Origin of the sequence: Rhodoferax ferrireducens T118 (assembly GCF_000013605.1) — a bacterium.
Classification (GTDB): Bacteria; Pseudomonadota; Gammaproteobacteria; order Burkholderiales; family Burkholderiaceae_C; genus Rhodoferax; species Rhodoferax ferrireducens.
In genome coordinates, this window is sequence record NC_007908.1 from 2,433,991 (window position 1) to 2,457,482 (window position 23,492).

Consider the following 23,492-nt stretch of genomic DNA (forward strand, 5'->3'; position numbering starts at 1 on the left):
GCGGATGGGGCGGTCAGCGTCAAGCCGCCCGTGTCATGGGTTTGGAGAATTGCGGGCTGGACGTGGGTTGCAACGCCGACTTCGTGCTGCTGCAAGCCTGCGCCCCAGGCAGACGGCTTGGATGCAAAACGACGAGTAGCCCGGGATTACTGCACCGGCAAAGGCCGTGGTCCCTGATGGCTAGTCAGGGAACTTGAACGCCGTGAAGGCGTGACGTCAACTCCTGCACCGTCATCGCTTTGGCAAACAGCCAGCCCTGGTAAACCTCGCAACCGTATTGGCGCAAAAAGGCCAGCTGGGCATCGGTTTCCACCCCCTCGGCGACCAGTGTCAACCCCAGACTTTTGGCCAAGGCAATGATGGCCCGGGAAATGGCGACGTCATTGGCGTCCTGGGGAATGCCGTCCATGAAACTCTTGTCAATTTTGAGCTTGCTCACCGGCAGGGCCTTGAGATAGGCGAGCGACGAATAGCCGGTACCAAAGTCATCCAGGGCGATGCGGCAGCCCAAGCCCACCAGGGCATCGAGCTGTTCACGCGCCTGCGCGGGCTGCGTCATGGCCACCGACTCGGTGATTTCAATGTCCAGCCATTGGGCCTGCGCACCGGTGCGCGCCAGTGCTGCGCGTACCTGCTCGGGCAGATTGCGCTGGCGAAATTGCTGCGCCGAAACATTGACGGCCACCCGTAATGGCGTGCCGGCCTGAGTCCAGGCGGCAATTTGCTGGCACGCCGTCTCCAGCACCCAGTCCGACAAAGGCAAAATCAGGCCGGTGGCCTCGGCAACCGGTATGAACCTTGCCGGAGATACATGGCCCAGCTCCGGGTCGTGCCAGCGCAACAAGGCTTCTGCCCCCACGATCGCACCACTTTCCACATCCACCTGCGGCTGGTAATGCAACTGCAAAATTCCTTGGGCCATGGCTTCTTTCAGCCGTGTATGCAGCCGCATGTTTTCGTGCCCGCGCAGGTCCATTTCCTGCGAATAGCAGGCATAGCCTCCGCGCCCGGCCTGTTTGGCCTGGTACATGGCCATGTCAGCGTAGCGCAGCAGGGTGTCACTGTCCTGCGCATCATCCGGATAAAAAGCCAGACCCAGACTGCCGCCGGAATAGACATCCTGGTCTTGCAGCCGGTACGAGGCCTGCAGCGACAGCAGGAGCTTGCTGGCCACACGCACCGCTTCATCCACATTTTTCATATCGGCGAGCAGAATGGCGAACTCGTCGCCGCCCAGGCGGGCCAGCGTGTCGTTTTCGCGCAGGGTGCTGCGGATACGAGTGCCGACTTGCACCAGCAGGGCGTCTCCGGTAGTGTGCCCAAAACTGTCGTTGACACTTCTGAAGTAGTCCAAATCCAGAAACAAAACCGCCACTCTCAGACCTGTGCGCCGGGCACGCACCAGGGCTTGACTCAGGTGCAGGTGAAACAACCAGCGATTCGGCAGACCGGTGAGCTCATCATGGGTGGCTTGGTAGCGCAGCGACTCTTCAAATTTCTTGCGCTCGCTCAGGTCGTGGACGCAGACAATGCGTAAAACACCATCGGGTACGGCATTCAGCGTTACTTTCTCGCGCAGACCTTGCACCCTAAGCCACTTCAAGGGGCGGCGCAGGGATGCGTGGAAAGTGGCATGGAGCAGGTGGGCTGCCACCTTGTAAAGATATCCAGGCACACGGGTCATTACATCGTCCCCCTGGCCGCTGCTTCAGAGGCGGCATGCGCCAGTTGGCGGGCCTGTTCTTGACCATTTGAAAGCCGCGCTGACACGCGAAATGTGACTGGATGTGTCAGCGCTGGATAGCAGCTTCTCACCACTGGGGATCTGATAATCATGCTGTGTAACGGACAGGTTTTGCCTTATAAATTTCATCCCCCCTCTTCTGTTGATGTGATCGGGATGTCCGGTGGTAATGGTTGTGAGTCGCTCCCTGGTGCGCCCTCGGACGGCGCTTGATGCGAGGATCGGAATCTGTTTTTTTTGTAAAATTGTAACTTAGAATTACAAAATATGTGATCAATTATCAAGACTTGGATGCTCCATACCTCCTACCTTCGAAGGTATGGCAAATGCAACACAGATAGCGGAGACACAAGCTTTTTCGGACCGATTGAGGCGAGCTTTGGAAAGTGCCGGCATCCGGCCTTCTCCCACACTGGTCGCCCATGAATTCAACCAACGCTACTGGGGTAAGAGCATCACGCCCCACGCAGCGCGCCGCTGGCTGCTGGGGGCGTCGATTCCGATGCAGGATAAGCTCAAGGTTCTGGCAGACTGGCTGCAAGTCAGCCCTGAGGAATTGCGTTATGGCGTGGCGGCGGCGGCGACGCACGATGACCAGGAAGGCGGTCTGTATACATCGACCCTGAACATGCAGAACCGTGAAATGCTCAAGCGCTACATGGTTTTGTCAGCAGAAGATCGCAAAACCGTGCGCGATGTGGTGACGGCACTGTTCCTGGCTTCCAAAGTGAAAGCGCAGGATTGAGGTGGCGTGAACTGGGAAAAAATACAGGTATGTCAATTTCGCCGGCGCGAGAATAGTCTGTCTTTTGTGTCAGAAATTTGGGGTTGATGCCAGGAGGCGGTATGTTTGAACAGTTCACGTTGCCCGGATTTGATGGCGCCCCGCCGGGGGCCCCACCTTCGGCCAAAGCATCAGCAAAGTTTCCACGTGGGCGGGCGCCCTATACCTTGTTCTTCTCCATTTTTCCAGAAGCCGATGCTGCCAATGCCATCGCGATTCAAGGAGCACGTTTGGGGCGCGAGCATGGATTGCTCGGCAAACCGCTGCTGGCACATCGCTTGCATGTCACGCTGCACGACCTCGGCGGGTATGCTCAATTGCCGCCAGACATTGTCAGGACTGCCAGAGAGGCCGGCGACGCTGTGGCGGCACCTGCATTTGATGTGGTCTTTGACCACGCGATGAGCTTTCCGAGCAGTGGGACCTACGTTCTGTGTAGCGGCGCTGGCACGGCACAACTTGCGGCTTTCCGCCAGAGTCTTGGCCTGGCGATGGATCATGCGGGGCTACCGGTGAAACGTAGCTTTACCCCGCATATGACGGTTTTGTACGATCGCCACCCAATTGCCGAGCACGCCATTGAGCCCATCATCTGGACCGCGAAGGAATTTGTCCTTATCAAGAGCCATGTTGGCCAAGGGGTGCATGAGGTGCTGGGGCGCTGGTCCTTGCGCGCCTGACAGCGTCAAGCTCAGCCGCGGTTCAGGTCAACCAGGGCGTCCATCACCAGTTGTGGGTTCTTCATCAATTGGTCTTTCCAGGCGCCAAGGTGGCGGCGTGACTGGATCAGGCCGCGGATGGCCCCCACATGGTGGGGATGACCAATGGTGATGGCACCGATCAACTGGTCGGAATCGAAACACAGGCGGGTGTAGATAAAGTTGGCTTCGTCCACCACTTCGGTGTTGTCGCCCGTCGGGATGCCCTGCCACAGCCCAAAGGTGTGGGAAATGAGGCCGACGGAGTCCAGCACATTCATGCTCAGGCTGCCGCGGTAAGCCACCTCCTTGCCGGTCATGTTCAGCGCTGCGATGCGTCCATGTTCGGTGGCGGTGGGCTGCAAGGCATGCACCACCCACTCGCCAGTGGAAAAATCACGCCCCTCGGCGACATCGCCCGCCGCGTAAACATGCGGGACCGTGGTGCGCATATGCTCATCAATCACGACACCGCTGCGGATCTCGGCACCGGTGCCTTCGAGGAAAGCAACATTCGGATGCACGCCAGTGGCCAGGATGATCAGGTCGGCGTCAATGGTGCGTGTGTCCATGACCAGCCGCGGGCCTGGCTCGATGCGCAGGGTGCGCCCGCTGGTGATGACCTCCACGCCGCGGCCCTCCAGCCAGCGCTGCAGCAAGTGACTGCCGACCGGTGTCATCATCGAACGCAGAATCTGTCCCGAGCGACCGGCCACCACCGACAGCTGCGCGCCGCTGTTCACAAGCGACTTCATGCACACCCCGGCAACAAAACCCGCGCCCAACATGACCACGCGCGCACCGGGCACGAGCTTGGCCGCGATCTGGCGGGCGTCTTCCAGGGTCCAGCAAGTCACCGCGCCCGGCAAATCGGTGCCGGGTATGGGCGGCAGCGAAGGCGATGAGCCGGTGGCCACCAGCAGCCGGTCATAGTTGAGCTGCGAGCCGTCGTCGAGATCGACGTGGCCGCCGTCCGGTCCCGCATGCAACTGCAGCGCCTTGCAATTGAGGTAGCGAATACCAAGGCTCTCCAGATGGTGATGCGATTGGCGCTGGTGGGCGCCGTTTTCGTCAATAGCGCCATTCAGGATGTAGGGAATGGCCATGCGCGAATAGGGTTCGCCGGGTTCACCGCTGACCAGCGTGATACTGGCTTGGGGATCATTTTCGCGCAGAGTTTCAGCAGCCCGCACCCCTGCGGATCCGGCGCCGATGATTACGAAGTTCATGGTAGTTCGCCTTGTTATGCATCCCGTGTGGACGCGTTCCTATCAAGCCCGTCCAGCACCAGAATCACGCCCTGCCAGGACGTGGCAGTGCAGCCGAGCGACCCTTGCAAAGTGTAGCTGCTTGTCGGCGCCCACAAGCCGGCCCTCAAACACTTGAAATCAAGATCAAATGCCAGTCTTGATGGCCGCTGATTTACCATCCACCGCAACCATGCCAACCCAAGCCCCTGGCGCAGGCAAGCGGGCGACTTTCAGGAGAATTCGATGGCCTTCGGTTCAACCATGAACATCTGCTACCTGATCCTGGGCGTTATCGCACTGGTCCCGCCAGCCAGGGCGCTCGCAGACGAGGCGCGCGCGAACTATTTCGATGACCCGTTCCTGCAGATCACAGCCGCCATAACAAATTGCCCCAAGCCAGCAGAGCCGACAATGACGCCAGCCCAGGTGCGAGAGGAAACACACTGGCGAGCCGAGCGCGGCACCAGCTGTTTTCAGTCCGGGCGCTGCCGCCTTCCGAATGCCTATTTGTACGACAAGGAAATCATTCCAAGGGTCAAGAAGGCGATTCTCGCGGATGGGCGCTTTTCGGACACCAGCATCTCGGTCCTGGGGCAGCGCCGGTGGGTCTGGCTGAAGGGCTGCGTCAGCAGGCGGGAACAATCTTCCGCCGTCGAGCAACTCGTGCGCAATATTGACGATGTCGAATCCGTCATCAATCAACTCATCGTGGTGGACAAGTAGAAGCGCTGGGACCACGCACTTGGCAAACTGAAGTTGCTCGTGGAAGGTTGATGGTCCGGGGCGGGATATTCGATCCGTCCGCCGGATGCTTGATCCACGTCAGGCCTGAACCGGTGTCGAAAGACTATAGTTGCGCTCAGGGTCGCGACAAGGCGCTCCTTAGTTTTCTATCCCATGAATACGACGATTTTTGTGGATACCGGCCGTCTGACGGGTCTGAACAAATGGGCTTGATCGAATCGACGCCACAATAATTCCCACTGGCCAAAAAAAATACGGAAACCCGCACATGAAGATATTTGCATCAATGAAAATCGGCAAGCGCCTCGGGTTCGGCTTTGCGGTGGTTTTGGCCTTTGCCGTCCTCATCACAGGTATCGGCGTTTGGCAGCTCAACGCACTGGGCAACGCAACACGGGAAATGACGCGGGAACCGCTTGCCAAAGAGCGACTCATCAGCGACTGGAGCCGCAATATCAACGTTGCCGTGATTCGCACCACGGCTGTTGCAAAAAGTAGCGATCCGAGTCTGGTTCCTTTCTTTTCGACCAATGCGGCCGAAATCACCAAAAGCACTTCGGCGCTGCTGAAGCAGATCGAGCCTCTGCTTTCGAGTCAGGAAGAAAAAGACCTGTTTTCAAAAGTCTCGGACGTACGCAAAGCCTATTTATCAAGCCGCGACCAAGTAACCAAATTGAAGGCGGACGGCCAAGCCGACGAAGCGAATCGTCTTCTTGAGAGCACCTACATACCTGCTGCAGATAACTACATGAAGCTGGTTTCCGAGTTTCTCGGCCTGCAGCGTAAAAATCTGGATGCAAAGGCCGTCGAGATTTCCGGGATTGAGACCACCAGCCGCAATTACCTGGTGGCACTCGCCGCCCTTGTCCTGACCTTCGGCGTCATTTGCGCATGGCTGCTGACCGTGGGTATTACGGGTCCTTTGACAAATGCCGTTGCGGTCGCCCGGCGGGTCGCGGATGGTGACCTTGCGACCGACATTCAGACCGAGGGCAAGGACGAAACGGCACAACTGCTGCAAGCCCTGTCAGCCATGAAAGACAATCTCGCCCGCATTGTGGGCAATGTGCGCCAGGGTTCGGAAGGCGTGGCCACGGCCAGTGCCGAAATCGCCCAAGGCAACAACGACCTGAGTGCCCGCACCGAACAGCAGGCCAGTGCGCTGGAGGAAACCGCCGCCTCCATGGAAGAACTCAGCGCCACCGTGCGGCAAAACGCCGATAACGCCAGACAGGCCAACCAACTGGCTCAAAGCGCCAGCACGGTGGCCATCAAGGGCGGCGAGGTGGTGAGCCGGGTGGTGGAAACCATGAAGGGCATCAACGACAGCTCCAAGAAAATCTCCGACATCATTCAAGTGATCGACGGCATCGCCTTCCAGACCAACATCCTGGCCTTGAACGCCGCGGTGGAGGCGGCGCGCGCCGGTGAGCAGGGCCGTGGCTTTGCCGTGGTGGCTTCTGAAGTGCGCAGCCTGGCCGGACGCTCGGCCGACGCCGCCAAGGAAATCAAGGGCCTGATCAACGACAGCGTACAGCGTGTCGAGCAGGGCTCCACACTGGTCGATCAGGCCGGTGTCACCATGACCGAGGTGGTGAGTTCGATCAGGCGTGTGACCGACATCATGGGTGAGATCAGCGCCGCCAGTACCGAGCAGAGCCAGGGCGTGGCGCAAGTGAGCGAGGCCGTGACGCAAATGGACCAGGTGACGCAGCAAAATGCCGCGCTGGTGGAAGAAATGGCGGCCGCCGCGAGCAGCTTGAAGAGCCAGGCACAAGAACTGGTCGGTACGGTGTCGGTATTCAAGCTGTCCCAGAGCCAGGGTGCCGGTCTGCCCGACAGCAGCGCCCCGCAGCGGACAAGGAGTGTTCGATCCGCACCCGCTCCAGCTCCAGCTCCAGCGGCCAGGAAACTGGGCAACACGCCCGCAAAACCCGCGATCAGAGCCAAACCCGACTCCCTGGCAGCCCCCGCTGCTGCCACCCCCAAAGCGGGTGGTGATGACTGGGAAAGCTTTTGACCGACCACGCGCAATTTTTTCTCAGCAGCGCACGCCCACAAGCGCCCCATGGGGCTTGATGCGGCAGTGCGGCTATTCCACGAGAATTTAAACAAAATCAGGCTGTAGCCCCCGTCGCATCTGCAAGTATTGCTATATAAACATTAGCATAATTTGACGAGCGCGTCCAGCCCAGTCGCCACTACCGCCAGCACTTTAATCACGCAAAATCATTTGCCCCCGAATCTCGCCAGCGGGGTGGGCTGCGGTGTGAATATTCGCGTACCACTTGCCCGCCAGCAGATCGGCAGCCTGCGCCGGGGTCAGCGTCGCGTGACCTTCCTGGGGGCTACTGACCGGGGTGTGCAAGGGCAGCGCGACCCGGGCGTTGGCGCCAATAAGGGCCGGACCATGAAAGTGGCCTGCGGTGGCGGGGCCGCTCAAGCCGGCAAATGACATCTTCCAGCGAAACAGCCGAGTGTTCTTGTTCAACACGGCGTCCACCCGCCCCGTCGCCGCAGTAGCCACCGGAGGCACCACGTTCATACCCGTCATCTGGGTGCTGAAGGTCGCCAGATGCGCGTTGGGGTCAGGCGGCGCGACGCTGCAATCCGCCAAGCCCAAGGCCAGGCCGGTCAATGCGAACGTGTGGCGCAGGGCAAGATGAAAACGCATGCTGGACTCCTTCTTTGTTATTGAGCAGTGTTTCGGCCCGAGTGTAGGTGGGCACGCGCTTTGAGCGCGGTTTTGTTGGCCGATAATGTGTAACTAGATAGGCATCCAGCCCCCATATTCATTGGGCTTGTAGCTACTATTTTGGTAGCCATAGCAAGGCTGACCCGTGCTGCACAGAATGCGATGCCAAGGATAGAGGGCTCTCACGGATCTGCCTCCAAATTGGAAATCAGACCCGAGCCACGCAGATTCTCGGCAACTTGTGCAGCCAGCACGCGTGCGCCGGCTCGCTGGGTGTTTTCGCCGCTGCCGTCGCCGAGCGCAGCGGCAACGCGAGCGAGCGCGCAGTGACACTCCCACGCGAGCCGGACGCACCCGATCTGCTCGGCCAGCGTTGCGGCCAGCGTCAGCTCATCGCGCGCAGATTCGTATGCCTTGCCATGGAGCCAGGCCAGGCCGCGCAAGCGATGGGCTTGTCCGATCAGCTCCCGCAAGTCGCCGCGCGAGGCCAGCGCCAGCAACTGGTCCGCCTGCGTGACGCACCCGTCGGCGTCGCCTCTGGCCAGCGCCAACTCGGCGAGCGCCTCCAGGCAGCGTAGCGTCAGCCAGGTTTCACTGTGATCCTGCGTGTACTGCTGAGCCGCCAGTAATGCTGCCCGATCAGTTGGCACACCAAGGCGCAGTTGTGCAATCACCAGACCGGCTTGCAGCCTGGGCTGCCAGAACTTGATGCCGGCGTCGCGCGCGAGCGACAGCCCCTGTTCAAAGTGCCGCAGCGCCTGCCCGGGCTGATTCAGGTCCAGAAACAGGCCGCCCAGCGCGTCATGCGCCATGATCTGGTACCGAACCAACCCCAGTGTTTCAAGGCGGGGCAGGGCCTCGTTCAAATCATGCCATGCCTGGCCAAATCGGCCGAGCGCCACCTGCACGTTGGCGCGTCCGATCAGGGTCGGGCCGATATGCCATTGCAGGTCGGCGGCGCGCGCGATGACGAGGGCGGCGTCGAAGTGTGACAAGGCGCGTGGGTAGTCGGCCAGCCCCATATGACCGCTGCAGGCCCAGCCGATCATCATCAGGTTTTCCGATTCATAGCTCTTGTCGCCGATGCCGCGTGCAAGGTCGAGAGAACGGGAAAAAGAAACGATGGCCGCCGCCGGTTCGGCATTGGCGAAATAGGCTTCCCCTCGGCCGTGGAAGGCCTGCACGGCGACCAGGTCAGTCAGGCCCAGGCGCTCGCAGATCGCCACCGCTTGTTGGTGGTAGGTGATCGCCAGATCGTTGCGACCGTTGCTCCAGGCCACCGTTCCCAGGTGATACAAGGTATCGGCCGCATGGCGTTCATCGCCCATGGCCAGCGACGCCGTGAGCGCCTCGTCCAAGCAGACAATGGCCTGCTGGTAGGCGTCGGCGCGTCGATAAGCCATGCCGAGCTGAATCAATACATCACGCGCATGCCCGTGCTCACCCAACGCGCGCGCGGCATCGATCACCCGTTGAAAATCGGCCACCGCGCCCTCGATCTGGCCTGCCTGCGCCCGCGCCGCGCCACGCTGCTCGTACAAGGCGAGTTGTTGGGCTTGCGTTGCCGCTTCGGGATGGGCTTGCAGTAACACGACGGCGCGGTCAAACCATTTCAGCGCTTCTCGCATTGCAAATAATTTTTGCGAGTGCGCGGCGGCCAGACCCAAATAAAGCAGCGCCTTGGGCCACATCTTGCCGCGCTCATAGTGCTCGGCAAGATGGGCATGGCGCTCATGCGTTTCACTTTCAGCATGCTGCTCCAGCATCTCCGCCACCGCCCGGTGCAGCAGCACGCGCCCGGCCATGCCGATATCCCGGTACACCACCTCTCGCACCTTGTCGTGACTGAAATCATAGAATTCGCCGTCCTGCTCCTCTCGCAGCAGCCGGCGCTTCACCAGCGCATCCAGGCTGTGCAAAAAGCGCTCTTCGGGCACCCTAGCGAGCGTGAGCAGGGTCTCGAAGTCAAAACGGCGCCCGAGCACGGCTGCCACATCCAGCAGCAGCCGGTCTTCCTGCGGCACGCGGGCCAGACGCGCCCGCACCGAGTCACGCAGGGCGTGCGGCAGCGGCAGGCTGAGCGCGTCGCCGATCATGCCTTCATCTTCACTCAGCGAGTGCATGATCGAGCAGAGGAAAAATGGATTGCCGTCCGTTTCACGGTGCAGCCGGGCGGCGAGATCAGGCGCGCTCAGTTTGGGGTCGTTCATTGCGTTGAGCAGCGCTTGCGTATCGCCGGGTCCGAACCGTGCCAGCGCCATGTGCCGCGTGTAGGGTTCACGGCGCAGGCTCTCAAGCAGGCCAGTGAGGTGTTCGTTGCTGCCCAGTTCCTCGTCCCGATAGGCACAGGCCAGGAGCACCGGCCGGCTCGCAATCTGGCGCGCGAAAAAATGCAGGAATCGCAGGCTGGCGTCGTCCGCCCATTGGATGTCATCCATCATGACAATCAACTGCCGGTCCTGCGCCAGCGCGTCGAAGAGTTGTACCAGCGCATGAAACAGGCGCGCCTGGCGCGCCTCGGGAAAGTCCGCCGACAAGGATGGCAGGTCAAGCAGACGGGCCGCCATGGCCGGCACCAGCGCGGCGATCTCGGCCAGCAGGATCGGCGCGATCAAACGCAGCCGGGCCTCGGGTGCTGCGTCGCACGCTTGGGTGGCGAGATCGATCACTGGTTGATACGCTATCGCGCGCTCGATCTCGTAGCAATTGGTGGCCAGCACCGGCAACGCCCGCTGGCGGGCATAACACGCGACCTCAGCCATGAGTCGGCTCTTGCCGATGCCCGCCTCACCTTCGATCTGTACCACCTGGCCGCTGCCCGCGGTGAGTCGGGCGATCAGACCGATGAACTGCCCGTACTCCTTGTTGCGCCCGACGAAGGGGAATTTTTGTTCGCCGGCATGGGCGAGCTGATCGCCGACAGTCCCGAGTCCGTCGCTCGCGGCAGCGGTGCGCATTGCTTCGATGGGCAACTCATCAAGCGGCATGCGCTTGGGCGCTTGCAGGTTGCGGGAAGCCTGCAAAAACGCTGCCCGGTCCTGGGCGGGAATCGCGAGTTGCTCGGCCAGGCGTTGCGCCAGTCCTCGCGAAGGTCGACGCTCCTCGGCTTCGATCTTCTTGATGGCGGCCAGCGAACAACAGGCTTTTTTGGCCAGCGCATCCTGGGTCAGATCAAGCGCCTTGCGCCGCCGTCGCAGCCAGTATCCGAAAGAATTGCTCTGCTCAATCATGTTCGGTGCCTGTCCTTGATGCCCCTATTGATACATCTTATCCCTGCGGTCTGCGCCTGTCCGCTATTTGTCGCCCCGTTTGTCCACTTTTGGGTGACCCTGGGGCGATGTCGATGGTGTGCAATACCTTGGCGTGTTTCGCAATCGCGGACGCGTTTGATCACAGTGAGATCAACGAAGTACCTCAGTATCAAAAGGAGTTTCCCATGACTACGACACTCTACCAACGACTCGGCGGCGCAGACGGTATCGCGCGACTCGTGGACGACATCATTGCCACACACCTGGCCAATCCCCTCGTCAAAACGCGATTCGAGAAAATCACAGACATGGCACACATCAAAAAATTGTCGTGCGAGTTTTTGACGACGGGCTCAGGCGGACCGCAAACTTACACCGGGCAGGGCATGCTCGCCGCGCACAAGGGCATGAACATCAGCGAGCAGGAATTCCTGGTGGTGGTGGATGACATCTTTGTGGCGCTGAACAAGAATGGCATCGACGAGGACTCGAAGAAAGACGTTCTCGCCATTCTCTATTCACTCAAGGACCAGATCATCCGCGTATGAAGACGTGATGAATATCGGTGAAATACAACCCTGATTCAGGAGCACGATGATGGAAACTTTATCCCCTGCGCCTGCCATTGATCTGGTGGCGCTGAAGCAGAAGCAGCAAGCCACCTGGTCTGCAGGCGACTACGCTGTCATTGGAACAACCCTGCAGATTGTCGGTGAGACGCTATGCGAAGCGCTTGATTTACGCGCCAAAGAGCGCGTGCTGGATGTCGCCGCCGGCAACGGCAACGCCACACTGGCCGCGGCGCGGCGCTGGTGCGATGTGGTCTCAACCGACTATGTGGGCGCGTTACTGGAGCGTGGTCAGGCGCGCGCCAGCGCCGAGGGCCTGGCCGTGCAGTTCACAGAAGCGGACGCCGAGAACCTCCCCTACGCGGACGGATCGTTCGACGTGGTGCTATCCACCTTCGGTGTCATGTTTACACCGAACCAGGAACGGGCGGCGAATGAACTCGCCCGCGTGTGCAGGCCGGGCGGCAAGATCGGCCTCGCCAACTGGACGCCACCCGGTTTTATCGGTGAGTTGTTCAAGCTGATTGGTCGTTACGTCCCACCGCCTGCAGGTGTCAAGTCAGCGGTACTGTGGGGCACCGAAGATCGCCTGCGCGAGCTGTTCGGCGAGTCCATCGCCACGCTCGAAACCTCACGCAAGAACTTCGTGTTCCGCTACCGCACGCCGCAGCACTGGCTCGACACGTTTCGCACCTACTACGGTCCGATGCAAAAAGCGTTCGGCGCCGTCGATGCTGCCCAACAGGAGGCCCTGGCCGCCGATCTGCTGCGTTTGGTGCGGCAGTTCAACCGCGCAGACGACGGCGCGATGGTGGTGCCGGGCGAGTACCTGGAGGCCGTTATAAAAGTACGTTGACTGCGAATGGCGGGCACGGACAGTCGCGGCTGGAGAATTGGGTTCATGTGAGAAAACTGGCAAAATGAAGCGCTAGCCCCCGTCAATGTTGGGTGCGCAGCTATCACATTGATAGTTTTCCATCCTGTTGTTGCATAACCAAAAAACTGGCAACGGGTCGACTGCAGCTCAAAGTGTCTATGACGTCAAAATGGTTCCGCCTGCAGGTGCACCAATCTCGAAAGACTGTTTGAAACTTCTGGTAAAGTGCCTCCAACAACCTGAAAGCATACTTTGGCAACACCGAATTACGGATACGAGAAGCGTCAGAAAGAACTGGCGAAAAAGAAGAAGAAGGAAGAGAAGCTGAAGCACAAGGCCGACCGCAAGGTGGGTGAGGGTGCTGAAACCGAGCTGCCCGAAGACAACGATGCGGCTCAATCGACCGAACCCGGCGCTGACGGCCCCGTGTCATCCTGAGTCTGACTGCCGACTGAGGCGTGGGCTGTTATTCTGATTTGTTCAACAGCGCCGTGCGCGACCTGACAAACGCCATGCGCACCTCGACCAGCGCCACCCCAGCCCTGCCAGGCAGATGAAGGCAATACCGATTGCAGTGATTGGACCCGGCAACTGGTCAAATACCAGCCAGCCCAGCACGGTTGCGGCCACAATTTGCAGGTAGCTGGCGACCGCGCCATGGCAATGGAGAAACTCTGGTCAGAGTTTCATCTGGGGAGGCAAGCAGGTAATCAATTCAGGCACGAAATAGATCAGCAAAATCACCGCCACCATCAAGAGAAACATGGGCAAGGCCGCGCGGGCAATGCAAAGAAGCTCTTTGCCACTTATACCTTGCAGCACAAACAGGTAGGATCATGGCGATCATGCAGTAACGGCGTGTGGCACCCATGAGAAGCGCAAGCTGTGATAATTCAGCCATGTCTTCACCCAAAGTTTTATTCGGCTTTCATGCCGTCGGGGTTCGCCTCAAAACCGCACCCCAGTCCATCATCGAGATTTATTTCGAACCGACGCGCCGTGATGCGCGCATGCGCCAGTTTCTGGACAAGGCCAATGAGGCCGGAGCGCGCTTGATCGAGGCCGATGGCATTCGTCTGGCCAAGCTCTGCGGTGGTCACGGCCACCAGGGCGTGGCGGCGCGGGTGCACGAGCTGGCACAAGTGAAATCGCTGGATGAATTGCTGGAGCAGCTCGAAGCGGCGCAGACCGACAGACCCCCCACCGAGCGGGAAGAAGCATTGATCCTGGTGCTTGATGGTGTGACCGATCCACACAACCTAGGTGCTTGCCTGCGCGTGGCCGATGGCGCCGGTGTGCACGCCGTGATCGCTCCCAAAGACCACGCCGCTGGCATCAACGCCACAGTGGCCAAGGTCGCCAGTGGCGCGGCTGAGACCGTGCCCTACTTCATGGTGACCAACCTGGCGCGTACCCTGAATGAACTCAAGGAACGCAATATCTGGATCATCGGCACCAGCGACGTGGCACCTAAAACCATTTACCAGGCCGACCTCAAAGGGCCGGTGGCGCTCGTGCTGGGGGCCGAGGGCGATGGCATGCGCGCGCTGACCGCCAAGACCTGTGATGAGTTGGTCAGCATCCCGATGCGCGGGGCTGTTGAAAGCCTCAATGTGTCGGTGGCCAGTGGTGTGTGTTTGTACGAGGCATTACGCCAGCGAATGGGCTGAGGACAGAGATTGCTCGCTTCGCGTCACGTCGGTCTGTCTATTACGGAGCTTCATGATTACTATTAAATTAAGAGCTGCTAGAGCAATACTGGCGGTGGCTAGCGCCTTGTTTCTTCTATCAAGCTGCACGCAGGAGCAACAGAACAAAATTAGCCGCGACATCCAGAACTGGACTGGAACCAACGGCGTGCTGGAGGTCTATGCAGGCGACAAGGTCGTGCGCCGCTTCCTCAAGATCGACAAACTCAGCACCGCGATGGGCACCGAAGACAACAAGCCGCGTCCTTACCGCTATGGTTATGGCGTACTGGACGAAAACCTGAATTTTGTGGCAGATCCGGGCGAGAAAAAAGTCTACTTCGAAATCAGTGACTTCGGCTCGAATTACCTGTTTTTTGAAAGCCCGCGCTGATCAACAAGCGTCAAACGCGCGTGCCGGGTTCTGGGCTGGTGCTGCCAGCAATGGACGGTCAAGTTGATTTGATCCGCCCATCCTTCCTTCCCTATATCTTGCCGACCAGGTCCAGTGAAGGGGTCAGGGTCTTGGCGCCTTCGTGCCACTTGGCGGGGCAAACTTCACCGGGGTTGGAAGCCACGTACTGGGCCGCCTTGACCTTGCGCAGCAGTTCTGAGGCATCACGGCCGATGCCGTTGTCATGGATTTCGCACAGTTTGATCACGCCGTCGGGGTTGATCACGAAGGTGCCGCGCAGGGCCAGGCCTTCTTCCTCGATCATCACGTCAAAGTTGCGGGTGATGGCGCCGGTCGGGTCGCCAACCATCACGTAGTTCACCTTCTTGATGGCGGGGGAGGTGTCATGCCAAGCCTTGTGCGCGAAATGGGTGTCGGTGGACACGCTGTAGACCTCGACGCCCAGCTTCTGGAACGTGGCGTAATTGTCGGCCAGGTCTTCCAGTTCGGTCGGGCAGACAAAAGTAAAGTCGGCTGGGTAGAACACTACCACTGACCACTTGCCCTTGAGGCTTTCGTTGGAGACAGGCACAAACTGGCCATTGTGGAAGGCAGTGGCAGCAAAAGGTTTCACTTCGGTATTGATCAGAGACATGGCGTGGTTTCCTATTAATGAATTCGGTTAATCAGAGAGCTATCAACAGCAATGCTATTGCATCACAGCGATTTTTTGGTTAATTGATTAAATGCAAGCTATTGAAAAATACTATTTAGACTTCGTCACGGCGCACGAAAAAGACACTGGATTTTGAGCCGGGTTGATTGAACTCCGAGTTGCACGGCGTCGGTGGTCAAAGCTGATTTAGTCCGGCTTTTTTACAGTTTATAAAAATTCCGTATGACCTCCCACGCCGCATCGGCATCGTCCACATAGGTGAACAGATCCAGGTCTTGCGCCGAGATCACGCCTTCTTCCACCAAGACGTTCATGTTGACCAGTCGCTTCCAGTAGTCGGTGCCAAACAAGACAATCGGCACCGGCTTGGCCTTGCGGGTCTGCACCAGGGTGATCACTTCAAACAATTCATCGAGCGTGCCAAAGCCGCCGGGGAATGCCACCAGGGCTTTGGCACGCATCATGAAATGCATCTTGCGCAAAGCAAAGTAGTGAAATTTGAAACTCAGGGTCGGCGTGATATAGGGGTTGGGGTGCTGCTCGTGCAGCAGCGCAATATTCAGGCCCACGCTTGGGGCGCCCATCTCGTGCGCGCCGCGATTGGCCGCTTCCATGATGCCGGGACCGCCCCCGGTGGCAATAAACAAGCGCTCTTCAGGCCGTCGATGTGCGCTGTGCCCTGCCACTTGCCGGGCAAACAGTCGTGCCTGATCATAGTAATGGGCGCTTCGCACCTGCCGCTGCGCCACGATCAGCGCATTGGCGTCGCCACTGGTCTGGGCTTGTTGCAGCGAGGTTTGGGCAGCCTCGGGCGAGACCGAGCGGGCGCTGCCAAAAACCACGACGGTGCTGTCAATGCCTTGATCGGCCTGGTCCAGATCGGGTTTGAGCATTTCGAGTTGAAAGCGGATGCCGCGTGTTTCCCGTCGCAGCAAAAACTCGGGGTCGGCAAATGCCAGACGGTAGGCATCGGCCTCCAGAGTATGGCCGAGGTCAGAGTGGTTTTGCAGTTCCGCCCAGGCATCAGCCAGGCGGCGTTCGGAAAGATTTTGATTAGTGTCCATGGCGGCAATTGTGTGCGAAAAACTGTGACGCACCGCGGGCTCAGGCCGGGATGACTCAATTCAAGGAGATCGACCTTGCAAGGGCTGTTTGGCCAACCATTTTTGCGTCTGCTTGAAGGTTTTCCAGGCCCACCACAGGCGCCCGCCCCACACGATGGCGCGGCGCGGCCGCACGAGAACCACAAGCGCCAAGGCGCCCAGCGGCCACTGTGGGTTGCGATAAAGCCATTGCAGGCCGCTTTGTGCCTGGTCGGCCAAGGCCAGCGGTCGCTGCAAGACTTGCGCCTGATCGGCCAGGAGCAGTCGCAACTGCGCACTGCGCACCAGCAAGCGCTGTTGCCGTAAGACCAGATCATCGTTGTTCATGGGAACCTGATGTTTGGAGCCCGTCGCGATCCCGCTGCAACTCAGCAAGGCTGGCTTCAAACATGCCATTCGGACTCTGCAGTCGGCGCCGCGCCGCGCGAATCAGCCCGGCGCCTGCGGCAAGAAAAAGCAGTGCCAACACGCCCACCGCGGCCAGGCGATAACCTTCCCCAAACAGCAGGATGATGAAGCCGCACAACAACACCACACCAACGCCCAGCATCAGCAGGGCAGCAAGACCCCAGAGCAGACCGTCAAAGAGGCGTCGTTTCTCAAGTTCAACATCGGTGCGCAGCAGGTCCAGGCGCACCTGGGCGATTTCAAGCACCGTGCCAAGCAGACGGCGCAATGAGGCGAATAGACCAACGTTCTTGCCCAGCTCACTCATGGATTTGGCTGGTTCGCTGCCGTTTCAACGGCGACTGATCAGCAAGCCGATCACCAACCCGACACCTGTCGCGATGCCGATAGACTTCCAGGGGTTGTCATGCACAAAATCATCAGCGACATGACCGGCGGCTTTGGCTTTGGCGACTGCCGCTTCCTGCAAATGAACCAGGTCATCCTTGGCCTGATTCATTCGGGCTTGCACGCGGCCGCGCAGATCGGCTGCGCCTTCGCCCACCTCGTCGGCTGTCATGCGCAGCACCTCTTCGGCGTCGGCAATCACCATGCGCAAGTCGCTCATCAATTTGTCTTTTTGAATCGTCGTCATATCATTCATTGCAAACCTCCATTGAAATTGAAACCAAGTCTGACAATAAAGCCGATCCTGTTGCATGTCTTGATAAAAATCACATGCGTTGCTTGCGCACAATTTGGGGGGTGTGGAGTCGCACTGATATGTTTCGCCTATGACGACAGTTTTTGATCCTTTGCGCTTGGGTGCTGTGGCGCTGGATGTGCTGGCCAGCGGGCGCGCCGCGCCGGACGCGATCGCCGCGCGCCAGAAAACCCGGCTGGCTCATCTGCTGGACGCCGCTGTGCGCGGTTCCCCGCTGTACCGGGAGCGGCTGCAAGGCAAGACGCCCGCCACCCTGGCTCTGAGCGCGCTGCCGGTGCTGGACCGGGCTGAGTTGATGGCGCGCTTTGACGATTGGGTGACTGACCCGCAACTCAAGGCGGCTGAGCTTCGCGCGTTCACCGCCGATGCCCAGCGTATTGGCGAGCCTTACCTGGGCAAGTACCTGGTATGGGAGAGTTCTGGCACCCGGCATCAACCGGGTGTGTTTGTCCAGGATGCACGCGCCATGGCGGTTTACGATGCACTGGAGGCGTTGCGCCGCAGCGCGCCACGGCCGCTGCAGCGCTGGTTTGATCCCTTGTTGCTGGCGGAACGCATCGCTTTTGTGGGCGCCACCACCGGCCACTTCGCCAGTATGGTGAGCATGCAACGGCTGCGCCAACTCAATCCGTTCATGGCGCAAAGCTTGCGTTGCTTTTCCATTTTGCAGTCAACCAGCACTTTGCTTGATGAGCTCAATGCGTTTGCGCCGACCGTCATCGCCACCTATCCGACCGTGGCGGCCTTGCTAAGCGATGTGGCTGCGCAAGGGGCGCTGCACTTCGCCCCAAAAGAAATCTGGACCGGTGGTGAAACGCTGAGTGCCGCCGTGCGCCGACACGTGGAGCAGGGGCTCGGGTGCACGGTGCGCAACAGCTACGGTGCCTCGGAATTCATGTCGATTGGCTGGGAGTGTCAACATGGGCAGATGCATGCCAATACCGACTGGTTGATTCTGGAGCCGATTGATGCGCAGGGGCAGCCGGTGCCGCCGGGGCAGGTTTCACATTCCACCTTGTTGACCAATCTGGCCAATTTCGTGCAACCGCTGATCCGTTATGACATGGGCGACCAGATCACGGTGCATAAAGAACACTGTGAATGCGGCTCGCCACTGCCGGTGATTGAGGTGCAGGGTCGCCGGGATGATCCATTGCTGATGGCGGGACAGGATGGTCGCCTGGTGACGCTCTTGCCGCTGGCGCTGACGACGCTGCTTGAAGACGATGCGGGCGTGTTCGATTTTCAATTGCGCCAGCAGGATGATCACACGCTGGTGCTCAGGCTAGATCCGCATGGGGCCGATGCTGCAGCCGCGGCAGCGCGCTGCCGCAACGCCCTGGAGAAATTTGCCGTGACGCAGGGTCTGGCGCGGCTGCGCGTCAGGGCAGAACTGGGCCGACCGGTGCCCCGGGGACGCAGTGGCAAGCCGCAACGCGTCGTCGCGCAATTGAAACGCAAGCACCGCTAATGCGGCAATAGCCCGCCACGCTGGCGCTCAGCGCGTCATGGTCATGGCGTCGATCCGGATCAAAGCCTCGCCAATGGGGGCGCTCATACTGACGGCGTTGCTGGCATGCTTGACGCAGTCGGTGCTCCATACCTCGCGCACACCCGCGTTCAGAATCATCTGCCAGGCATCGCCAACAAAGAGGGCATGTGTGACCGCAACATCGACCGAGGCTGCGCCCGCAGCCAGCAGTTGCCGCGTCGCTTGGGCCAGGGTGTGGCCGGTGCTGACCACGTCGTCAAGCAGAACCACTTGACGGCCCGACACAAGGATGTCCGGCAGTGCAATGTCTACTGCCCGGTCACCACGGCGCACCTTGCGACAAACGGCGTAGTCAAATCCATGGCGTGATGCGGCCAGTGCCAGCCACTGCGCCGACTCTTCATCCGGGCCCAAGAGCAAAGCTTTCGGGCGCTGGGTAACAATCAGGTCTGACAGCAGCGGGGCGGCGCTGAGCACAACCGCATTGGCAACTGGCACAGCCTGCTGCAATGTGGCGACGCGGTGTAGGTGGGGGTCAACAGTGATCACGGCATCAAACAGGCCGGCTAAAAATCTCCCGACAATGCGCTGGCTGATGGCCTCGCCCGGTTGAAACGCCACGTCCTGTCGCATGTAGCCGAGGTAAGGGGCGACCAGCGTCAGGTGCCGGGCACCCAGGTCACGCGCGGTTTGGGCTGTCAACAGCAGCTCGACCAGTTTTTCATTCGGGTCGTTGAGCGTGCGCAGGATGACCACATGATCCGGCAGGGTCGGGGGCAGGCGCAGCTTGAGTTCACCGTCGGGAAAGCGGTGACGATCGATACGGACCAGATGGTGCCCAGCAACCTGGGCGATGCGTGCCGCGTTCTCTTGCTCATCGCCAAAGCACAGCAAAACAGGTGTTGACGACATCAGAATTCCGTAAAGACATGGGGTACATCTTCGGCTCGCCCGAGGGTATAGCCGGTCGACTTGGCGCAGGCTTGGCGCGCAAAGTCGAGGTCGCTTTGAAACCCGGCGTGAACGCGGTACAAGACCTCGCCACTGGTCACCGCCTCCCCCAATTTGTGAAAAAGATCAATGCCGGCGCCGATGACTTTGGGTGCACCCGCCAAGCGGGCGATGCGCGCCACCTGCAGGTTGTCAATGCCGGTGACCACACCGGACTCGCTGGCGCAAATGTCAAAGGTCAAGGCGCCGAGTTGCGGATGGTTGTGATCAAACGGCTTAGCGCCCTGGGCGGCAATAATGGCGTTCATTTTCGCCAGTGCCCGGCCAGAATCCAGAATGTCCCGCGCAATGGCAAAACCGTCGCCACCGCGCACATCCGGGTCGAATTCAATCAGTCGGCCAGCCAGTCGCAAGGATTTTTGTCGCAGGTCGTTGGGTGCCCGGGGGTCATTCTCCAGCACCCGCATCACATCGCGCGCCTCAAGCACCGGTCCGATGCCATTGCCGATGGGTTGGCGTCCATCGGTCACGACCACGTCGAGCGACAAATGCATGCGCCCCGCCACGTACTCAAAAAGCCGGCGCAGACGTTGGGCCTCGGGCATGGAGCGTACTTTGGCGCTGGGGCCGATGGGAATATCAAGGACCAGATGGGTGGACCCCGCGGCAATCTTCTTGGACAGAATGGAGGCCACCATTTGCCCTGGCGAGTCAATCGCCAGCGGTCGCTCGACCGAAATCAGCACATCGTCGGCCGGCGACAAATGGGCGGCGCCGCCCCAGGCCAGGCAGCCCCGATGCGTGCGCACGATGTCCGCCAGCTGATCAACAGGCAGCTCCACCTTGGCCAGCACTTCCATCGTGTCGGCCGTACCGGCCGGGGAGGTGATGGCGCGCGATGATGTTTTGGGGCACAGCAGGCCGTGCGCCGCCACAATCGGCACCACCAGCATAGAGCTGCGGTTGCCGGGAATGCCACCAATACAGTGTTTGTCCACCACCAGGGGTTCATGCCAGTTGAGCGTTCGACCACTGGCCACCATCGCCTCGGTCAAAAAGTAGACCTCTTCGCGGTCCAGTTCATCCCGGTTGGTGGCCACAACAAAAGCACTCAGTTCAATTTTGGAATAGTGCAGTTCGGCAATGTCGCGCACGATACCCAGAAAGTCCTCACGGCCGAGCCGTTCGCCGGCCAATTTGCGGCGCAGCGCGCCAATGGACTGCGGCGGTTCGGCCTGAGACACCGAGGCTGGCTGACCATCAATCACCGCCATCTGAGCAAAAGCGTCTTCTGACAGGCCGAGCTCATTGCAGGCGACGATATTGGGGTCATCCACCACGTTCAGGGTGGCCAGAATGTGGCGTCCGTTGGCCCGGACCTCGACTTTGGACAGGGCCTGGAAGCCTTCAGCCCGGTATACCGCGCAGTCCCGGTGCAGGTAGGCCACGTTTTCACGGTAGGTGTCGATCGCCACCCGGCGCAGCACCAGCTTGCTGGCCAACTGCGGTTTGTCGGTGTGTTTGCGCATAGCCGAAGCCTACATCGGTTTAATGAACTGGATCGAAAAAGTTTGCGACAGGAAGGACTGGGAATCGCCCATAAAAAAAAGGCTTCCTGGAAGCCTTTTTTATGCGACCCGGCGTGCGGGCGGGCGTTGATTAAACGCGTTTACGGTATTCGCCGGTGCGGGTGTCGATCTCGACCTTGTCACCCTGTGCCACAAAGATTGGCACACCCACGTCAAAACCCGTGGAGATTTTGGCTGGCTTGAGCACCTTGCCGGAGGTGTCGCCTTTGACAGCGGGTTCGGTCCAGGTGATTTCGCGCACCACGTTGGTGGGCATTTCAACCGAAATGGCTTTTTCGTTGTAGAACACCACTTCGAGTTCCATGCCATCTTCGAGGTAGTTGAGCGAGTCGCCCATGTTCTCGGCTTCGACTTCGTACTGGTTGTATTCGGTGTCCATGCAGATGTACATCGGCTCGGCAAAATAAGAATAGGTGCATTCTTTTTTGTCCAGAATGACCTGTTCCAGCTTGTCGTCGGCTTTGTAGACCACTTCAGTATTGAAGTTGGCAATCAGACTTTTGAGCTTCATACGAACGGTGGACGAATTGCGGCCACCGCGGCTGTATTCGGTCCGTAGCACGACCATCGGGTCTTTGCCGTACATGATGACATTACCAACGCGAATTTCTTGAGCGGTTTTCATAGCGAAATGTGTGAAAGTTGGCCGCTAATGACGCGGCAAGGGCGGGATGGACGGATGAAAAACCCGGTGAAGTCCCGCAAAAGTTCGCTATTTTAAAGGTTTTTTAAAGCAAAACGCATGATCTGGGTCACAAGGTCGTCTTGCTGGCGCAGTTGCTGACCTGCTCTGACCACGACTTGCCGCCATGAATCAAGCGCCAACGCGGGCAGTTGCGTTTGTTGGCTGGCCTTGCTGTCTGTATGGCTATTCACACCATTCCAGATCATGTGAAAAGCCCGCAGCGAGGGCGGAGCGTCCAGCATGGCCAGAAAAGCTTCCAGCTTGCGGTGATGGGCGTCGTCGTGCTGCGGGTAGATCTGCCAGACAAAGGGCTTGTTCGCCCACAAGGCGCGCACCAATGAATCTTCCCCGCGCACGAAATTCAGGTCACAGGCCCACAGCAGATGGTCGTAGTCGTCCTGGGTGAGTGCTGGCAGGTAGCTGATTGATAGCAGCTCACGCTTGTTCCATAAGGGCTTGAGCCTTGTTTTGTTCAAAATGCAGGCGGTGACTGCCGCCGTCGCCCGGCCTGCGGTCACCAGCAGTTGGGTGGCTTGCGGACCAGCGGCCAACTGGTCCAACAAGTCGGCCAAGGCCGGGGGCTCGTAGCAAAACAAGGACACCAGGCGCTCGCCCTGCCAGTTGACGCCTCGTTGTTGCAACCAGTCGGCACGCTCGAAGCTGGCCTGGCGCTCTGCCAGATCGGGTTCACGCAACAAGCCACCCGTGGCCACGCTGAAGCCGGGGTAGAAAAAGTATTTGCACAAACCTGCGCCCGGCCCCGTCATGACCGGGGAGGGCAGACCGTGATTGCGTTCGACGTAGCTTTCGGCGCTCAGGTACTCCAGGTTAATCCATAAGCCTTTTTGGCCTCTAGCCCCCGTCCAGTCTGCGTAAGCAGCTATAAATTCAGGATCTAATTCACAAGCAAAGGTCTCCAGCAAAATATCGCCTGGCGCCAGGCCTTCAGTCTGGATCGGCTGGGTCCAGTGCCGGATTTCGACGTTGGGCGCGCCAAAGGGCGCCATCCAGGCCAGCGCGCTGGTATCGTCTACCCAGAAGCGCACGCGTTCGCCACGCGCGGCCAAGCCAACGCTCAAGCGCCAGCCCACGCCGATGTCACCGTAGTTGTCAATGACCCTGCAAAAGATGTCCCATAGTTTTCCTGTCGTCACACCTGAATTGTCCACAATACGCACCTATGCCTCATTT

General features: G+C 59.6%; 24 protein-coding genes. 10 read left to right on the forward strand and 14 right to left on the reverse strand.

Annotated features, from left to right (window positions below; all coding sequences use genetic code 11):
• Positions 1-184: 184 nt before the first annotated feature.
• The gene (locus RFER_RS11215) at positions 185-1,684 is read right to left on the reverse strand and encodes a putative bifunctional diguanylate cyclase/phosphodiesterase (protein ID WP_011464511.1); all 1,500 of its coding nucleotides are present in this window, start codon (positions 1,682-1,684) and stop codon (positions 185-187) included.
• 439 nt (positions 1,685-2,123) lie between these two features.
• On the opposite strand from RFER_RS11215, the gene RFER_RS11220 reads away from it, so the two are divergent.
• Both RFER_RS11220 and RFER_RS11225 read left to right on the forward strand, forming a co-directional pair.
• Entirely contained in the window at positions 2,124-2,489 is a 366-nt protein-coding gene (locus RFER_RS11220) for a hypothetical protein (RefSeq protein WP_244095709.1), read from the forward strand.
• A 101-nt stretch (positions 2,490-2,590) separates the two neighbouring features.
• A complete protein-coding gene (locus RFER_RS11225; protein ID WP_011464513.1) occupies positions 2,591-3,208 on the forward strand; it encodes a 2'-5' RNA ligase family protein in 618 nt (205 codons plus the stop codon).
• 11 nt (positions 3,209-3,219) lie between these two features.
• On the opposite strand, the gene RFER_RS11230 is transcribed toward RFER_RS11225, so the two are convergent.
• Entirely contained in the window at positions 3,220-4,455 is a 1,236-nt protein-coding gene (locus RFER_RS11230; RefSeq protein WP_011464514.1) for an NAD(P)/FAD-dependent oxidoreductase, read from the reverse strand.
• A gap of 264 nt (positions 4,456-4,719) precedes the next feature.
• Here RFER_RS11230 and RFER_RS11235 point away from each other — a divergent pair, with 264 nt between their 5' ends.
• Entirely contained in the window at positions 4,720-5,199 is a 480-nt protein-coding gene (locus RFER_RS11235) for a BON domain-containing protein (protein WP_011464515.1), read from the forward strand.
• Between the two features lie 289 nt (positions 5,200-5,488).
• Positions 5,489-7,240 carry a methyl-accepting chemotaxis protein gene (locus tag RFER_RS11240; RefSeq protein ID WP_011464516.1) on the forward strand — a complete coding sequence of 584 codons (1,752 nt, stop codon included), beginning with the start codon at positions 5,489-5,491 and terminating at the stop codon, positions 7,238-7,240.
• Between the two features lie 195 nt (positions 7,241-7,435).
• On the opposite strand, the gene RFER_RS11245 is transcribed toward RFER_RS11240, so the two are convergent.
• Together RFER_RS11245 and RFER_RS11250 are read right to left on the reverse strand one after the other, a co-directional pair.
• A complete protein-coding gene (locus RFER_RS11245) occupies positions 7,436-7,894 on the reverse strand; it encodes a CHRD domain-containing protein (protein ID WP_011464517.1) in 459 nt (152 codons plus the stop codon).
• Positions 7,895-8,097: 203 nt separating this feature from the next.
• A complete protein-coding gene (locus tag RFER_RS11250) occupies positions 8,098-11,145 on the reverse strand; it encodes an AAA family ATPase (RefSeq protein ID WP_011464518.1) in 3,048 nt (1,015 codons plus the stop codon).
• 206 nt (positions 11,146-11,351) lie between these two features.
• On the opposite strand from RFER_RS11250, the gene RFER_RS11255 reads away from it, so the two are divergent.
• The 3 genes from RFER_RS11255 to RFER_RS11265 all read left to right on the forward strand — a co-directional run bounded on the left by RFER_RS11255 (position 11,352) and on the right by RFER_RS11265 (position 13,050).
• Positions 11,352-11,714, forward strand: a complete 363-nt coding sequence (locus tag RFER_RS11255; RefSeq protein WP_041792026.1) for a group I truncated hemoglobin — start codon at positions 11,352-11,354, stop codon at positions 11,712-11,714.
• Between the two features lie 46 nt (positions 11,715-11,760).
• Positions 11,761-12,591: a class I SAM-dependent methyltransferase gene (locus RFER_RS11260; protein WP_011464520.1), complete on the forward strand. Its 831-nt coding sequence runs from the start codon at positions 11,761-11,763 to the stop codon at positions 12,589-12,591.
• 273 nt (positions 12,592-12,864) lie between these two features.
• Positions 12,865-13,050, forward strand: a complete 186-nt coding sequence (locus RFER_RS11265; RefSeq protein ID WP_011464521.1) for a hypothetical protein — start codon at positions 12,865-12,867, stop codon at positions 13,048-13,050.
• Positions 13,051-13,327: 277 nt separating this feature from the next.
• On the opposite strand, the gene RFER_RS24105 is transcribed toward RFER_RS11265, so the two are convergent.
• On the reverse strand, positions 13,328-13,513 hold the full coding sequence (locus tag RFER_RS24105; protein ID WP_166485711.1) for a hypothetical protein: 186 nt from the start codon (positions 13,511-13,513) through the stop codon (positions 13,328-13,330).
• Between RFER_RS24105 and rlmB the strand changes: the two genes are divergently transcribed.
• Together rlmB and RFER_RS11275 are read left to right on the forward strand one after the other, a co-directional pair.
• Positions 13,512-14,282, forward strand: a complete 771-nt coding sequence (gene rlmB / locus RFER_RS11270) for a 23S rRNA (guanosine(2251)-2'-O)-methyltransferase RlmB (protein WP_011464522.1) — start codon at positions 13,512-13,514, stop codon at positions 14,280-14,282. The genes RFER_RS24105 and rlmB overlap by 2 nt on opposite strands.
• A gap of 52 nt (positions 14,283-14,334) precedes the next feature.
• Positions 14,335-14,694, forward strand: a complete 360-nt coding sequence (locus RFER_RS11275; RefSeq protein WP_011464523.1) for a hypothetical protein — start codon at positions 14,335-14,337, stop codon at positions 14,692-14,694.
• 91 nt (positions 14,695-14,785) lie between these two features.
• Here RFER_RS11275 and ahpC read toward each other — a convergent pair whose 3' ends face one another.
• The 5 genes from ahpC to RFER_RS11300 form a co-directional block, all read right to left on the reverse strand.
• On the reverse strand, positions 14,786-15,349 hold the full coding sequence (gene ahpC / locus RFER_RS11280; protein WP_011464524.1) for an alkyl hydroperoxide reductase subunit C: 564 nt from the start codon (positions 15,347-15,349) through the stop codon (positions 14,786-14,788).
• A 221-nt stretch (positions 15,350-15,570) separates the two neighbouring features.
• On the reverse strand, positions 15,571-16,434 hold the full coding sequence (locus RFER_RS11285; protein WP_011464525.1) for a TIGR00730 family Rossman fold protein: 864 nt from the start codon (positions 16,432-16,434) through the stop codon (positions 15,571-15,573).
• A 60-nt stretch (positions 16,435-16,494) separates the two neighbouring features.
• Positions 16,495-16,800: a YqjK-like family protein gene (locus RFER_RS11290; RefSeq protein WP_011464526.1), complete on the reverse strand. Its 306-nt coding sequence runs from the start codon at positions 16,798-16,800 to the stop codon at positions 16,495-16,497.
• Positions 16,787-17,188 carry a phage holin family protein gene (locus RFER_RS11295; protein WP_011464527.1) on the reverse strand — a complete coding sequence of 134 codons (402 nt, stop codon included), beginning with the start codon at positions 17,186-17,188 and terminating at the stop codon, positions 16,787-16,789. The genes RFER_RS11290 and RFER_RS11295 overlap by 14 nt, the downstream gene beginning before the upstream one ends.
• Before the next feature lie 24 nt (positions 17,189-17,212).
• The gene (locus tag RFER_RS11300) at positions 17,213-17,524 is read right to left on the reverse strand and encodes a DUF883 family protein (RefSeq protein ID WP_011464528.1); all 312 of its coding nucleotides are present in this window, start codon (positions 17,522-17,524) and stop codon (positions 17,213-17,215) included.
• A gap of 130 nt (positions 17,525-17,654) precedes the next feature.
• Between RFER_RS11300 and RFER_RS11305 the strand changes: the two genes are divergently transcribed.
• Entirely contained in the window at positions 17,655-19,055 is a 1,401-nt protein-coding gene (locus RFER_RS11305; protein WP_011464529.1) for a phenylacetate--CoA ligase family protein, read from the forward strand.
• Positions 19,056-19,082: 27 nt separating this feature from the next.
• Here RFER_RS11305 and RFER_RS11310 read toward each other — a convergent pair whose 3' ends face one another.
• The 4 genes from RFER_RS11310 to earP all read right to left on the reverse strand — a co-directional run bounded on the left by RFER_RS11310 (position 19,083) and on the right by earP (position 23,455).
• Positions 19,083-19,988 (reverse strand): ribose-phosphate pyrophosphokinase, encoded by a 906-nt coding sequence (locus tag RFER_RS11310; protein ID WP_011464530.1) that lies wholly within the window; start codon positions 19,986-19,988, stop codon positions 19,083-19,085.
• Positions 19,988-21,556, reverse strand: coding sequence for a thymidine phosphorylase family protein (locus RFER_RS11315; protein WP_011464531.1), 1,569 nt, complete (start codon positions 21,554-21,556; stop codon positions 19,988-19,990). The genes RFER_RS11310 and RFER_RS11315 overlap by 1 nt, the downstream gene beginning before the upstream one ends.
• A gap of 130 nt (positions 21,557-21,686) precedes the next feature.
• Positions 21,687-22,241, reverse strand: coding sequence for an elongation factor P (gene efp / locus RFER_RS11320; RefSeq protein ID WP_011464532.1), 555 nt, complete (start codon positions 22,239-22,241; stop codon positions 21,687-21,689).
• A 92-nt stretch (positions 22,242-22,333) separates the two neighbouring features.
• On the reverse strand, positions 22,334-23,455 hold the full coding sequence (earP, locus tag RFER_RS11325) for an elongation factor P maturation arginine rhamnosyltransferase EarP (RefSeq protein WP_041792032.1): 1,122 nt from the start codon (positions 23,453-23,455) through the stop codon (positions 22,334-22,336).
• Positions 23,456-23,492: the final 37 nt, after the last annotated feature.

Excerpts from the sequence above, each read along its gene's own strand:
- RFER_RS11225 (WP_011464513.1), top strand. The coding sequence starts at position 2,591 with ATGTTTGAACAGTTCACGTTGCCCGGATTTGATGGCGCCCCGCCGGGG.
- RFER_RS11310 (WP_011464530.1), bottom strand. The coding sequence starts at position 19,988 with ATGTCGTCAACACCTGTTTTGCTGTGCTTTGGCGATGAGCAAGAGAAC.
- RFER_RS11250 (WP_011464518.1), bottom strand. The coding sequence starts at position 11,145 with ATGATTGAGCAGAGCAATTCTTTCGGATACTGGCTGCGACGGCGGCGC.
- RFER_RS11255 (WP_041792026.1), top strand. The coding sequence starts at position 11,352 with ATGACTACGACACTCTACCAACGACTCGGCGGCGCAGACGGTATCGCG.
- RFER_RS11285 (WP_011464525.1), bottom strand. The coding sequence starts at position 16,434 with ATGGACACTAATCAAAATCTTTCCGAACGCCGCCTGGCTGATGCCTGG.
- RFER_RS11215 (WP_011464511.1), bottom strand. The coding sequence starts at position 1,684 with ATGACCCGTGTGCCTGGATATCTTTACAAGGTGGCAGCCCACCTGCTC.
- RFER_RS11300 (WP_011464528.1), bottom strand. The coding sequence starts at position 17,524 with ATGAATGATATGACGACGATTCAAAAAGACAAATTGATGAGCGACTTG.
- ahpC (WP_011464524.1), bottom strand. The coding sequence starts at position 15,349 with ATGTCTCTGATCAATACCGAAGTGAAACCTTTTGCTGCCACTGCCTTC.
- RFER_RS11275 (WP_011464523.1), top strand. The coding sequence starts at position 14,335 with ATGATTACTATTAAATTAAGAGCTGCTAGAGCAATACTGGCGGTGGCT.
- RFER_RS11295 (WP_011464527.1), bottom strand. The coding sequence starts at position 17,188 with ATGAGTGAGCTGGGCAAGAACGTTGGTCTATTCGCCTCATTGCGCCGT.
- RFER_RS11235 (WP_011464515.1), top strand. The coding sequence starts at position 4,720 with ATGGCCTTCGGTTCAACCATGAACATCTGCTACCTGATCCTGGGCGTT.
- RFER_RS11240 (WP_011464516.1), top strand. The coding sequence starts at position 5,489 with ATGAAGATATTTGCATCAATGAAAATCGGCAAGCGCCTCGGGTTCGGC.
- RFER_RS11230 (WP_011464514.1), bottom strand. The coding sequence starts at position 4,455 with ATGAACTTCGTAATCATCGGCGCCGGATCCGCAGGGGTGCGGGCTGCT.
- RFER_RS11315 (WP_011464531.1), bottom strand. The coding sequence starts at position 21,556 with ATGCGCAAACACACCGACAAACCGCAGTTGGCCAGCAAGCTGGTGCTG.
- RFER_RS24105 (WP_166485711.1), bottom strand. The coding sequence starts at position 13,513 with ATGGCTGAATTATCACAGCTTGCGCTTCTCATGGGTGCCACACGCCGT.
- RFER_RS11245 (WP_011464517.1), bottom strand. The coding sequence starts at position 7,894 with ATGCGTTTTCATCTTGCCCTGCGCCACACGTTCGCATTGACCGGCCTG.
- rlmB (WP_011464522.1), top strand. The coding sequence starts at position 13,512 with ATGTCTTCACCCAAAGTTTTATTCGGCTTTCATGCCGTCGGGGTTCGC.
- RFER_RS11290 (WP_011464526.1), bottom strand. The coding sequence starts at position 16,800 with ATGAACAACGATGATCTGGTCTTACGGCAACAGCGCTTGCTGGTGCGC.
- RFER_RS11305 (WP_011464529.1), top strand. The coding sequence starts at position 17,655 with ATGACGACAGTTTTTGATCCTTTGCGCTTGGGTGCTGTGGCGCTGGAT.
- RFER_RS11260 (WP_011464520.1), top strand. The coding sequence starts at position 11,761 with ATGATGGAAACTTTATCCCCTGCGCCTGCCATTGATCTGGTGGCGCTG.
- efp (WP_011464532.1), bottom strand. The coding sequence starts at position 22,241 with ATGAAAACCGCTCAAGAAATTCGCGTTGGTAATGTCATCATGTACGGC.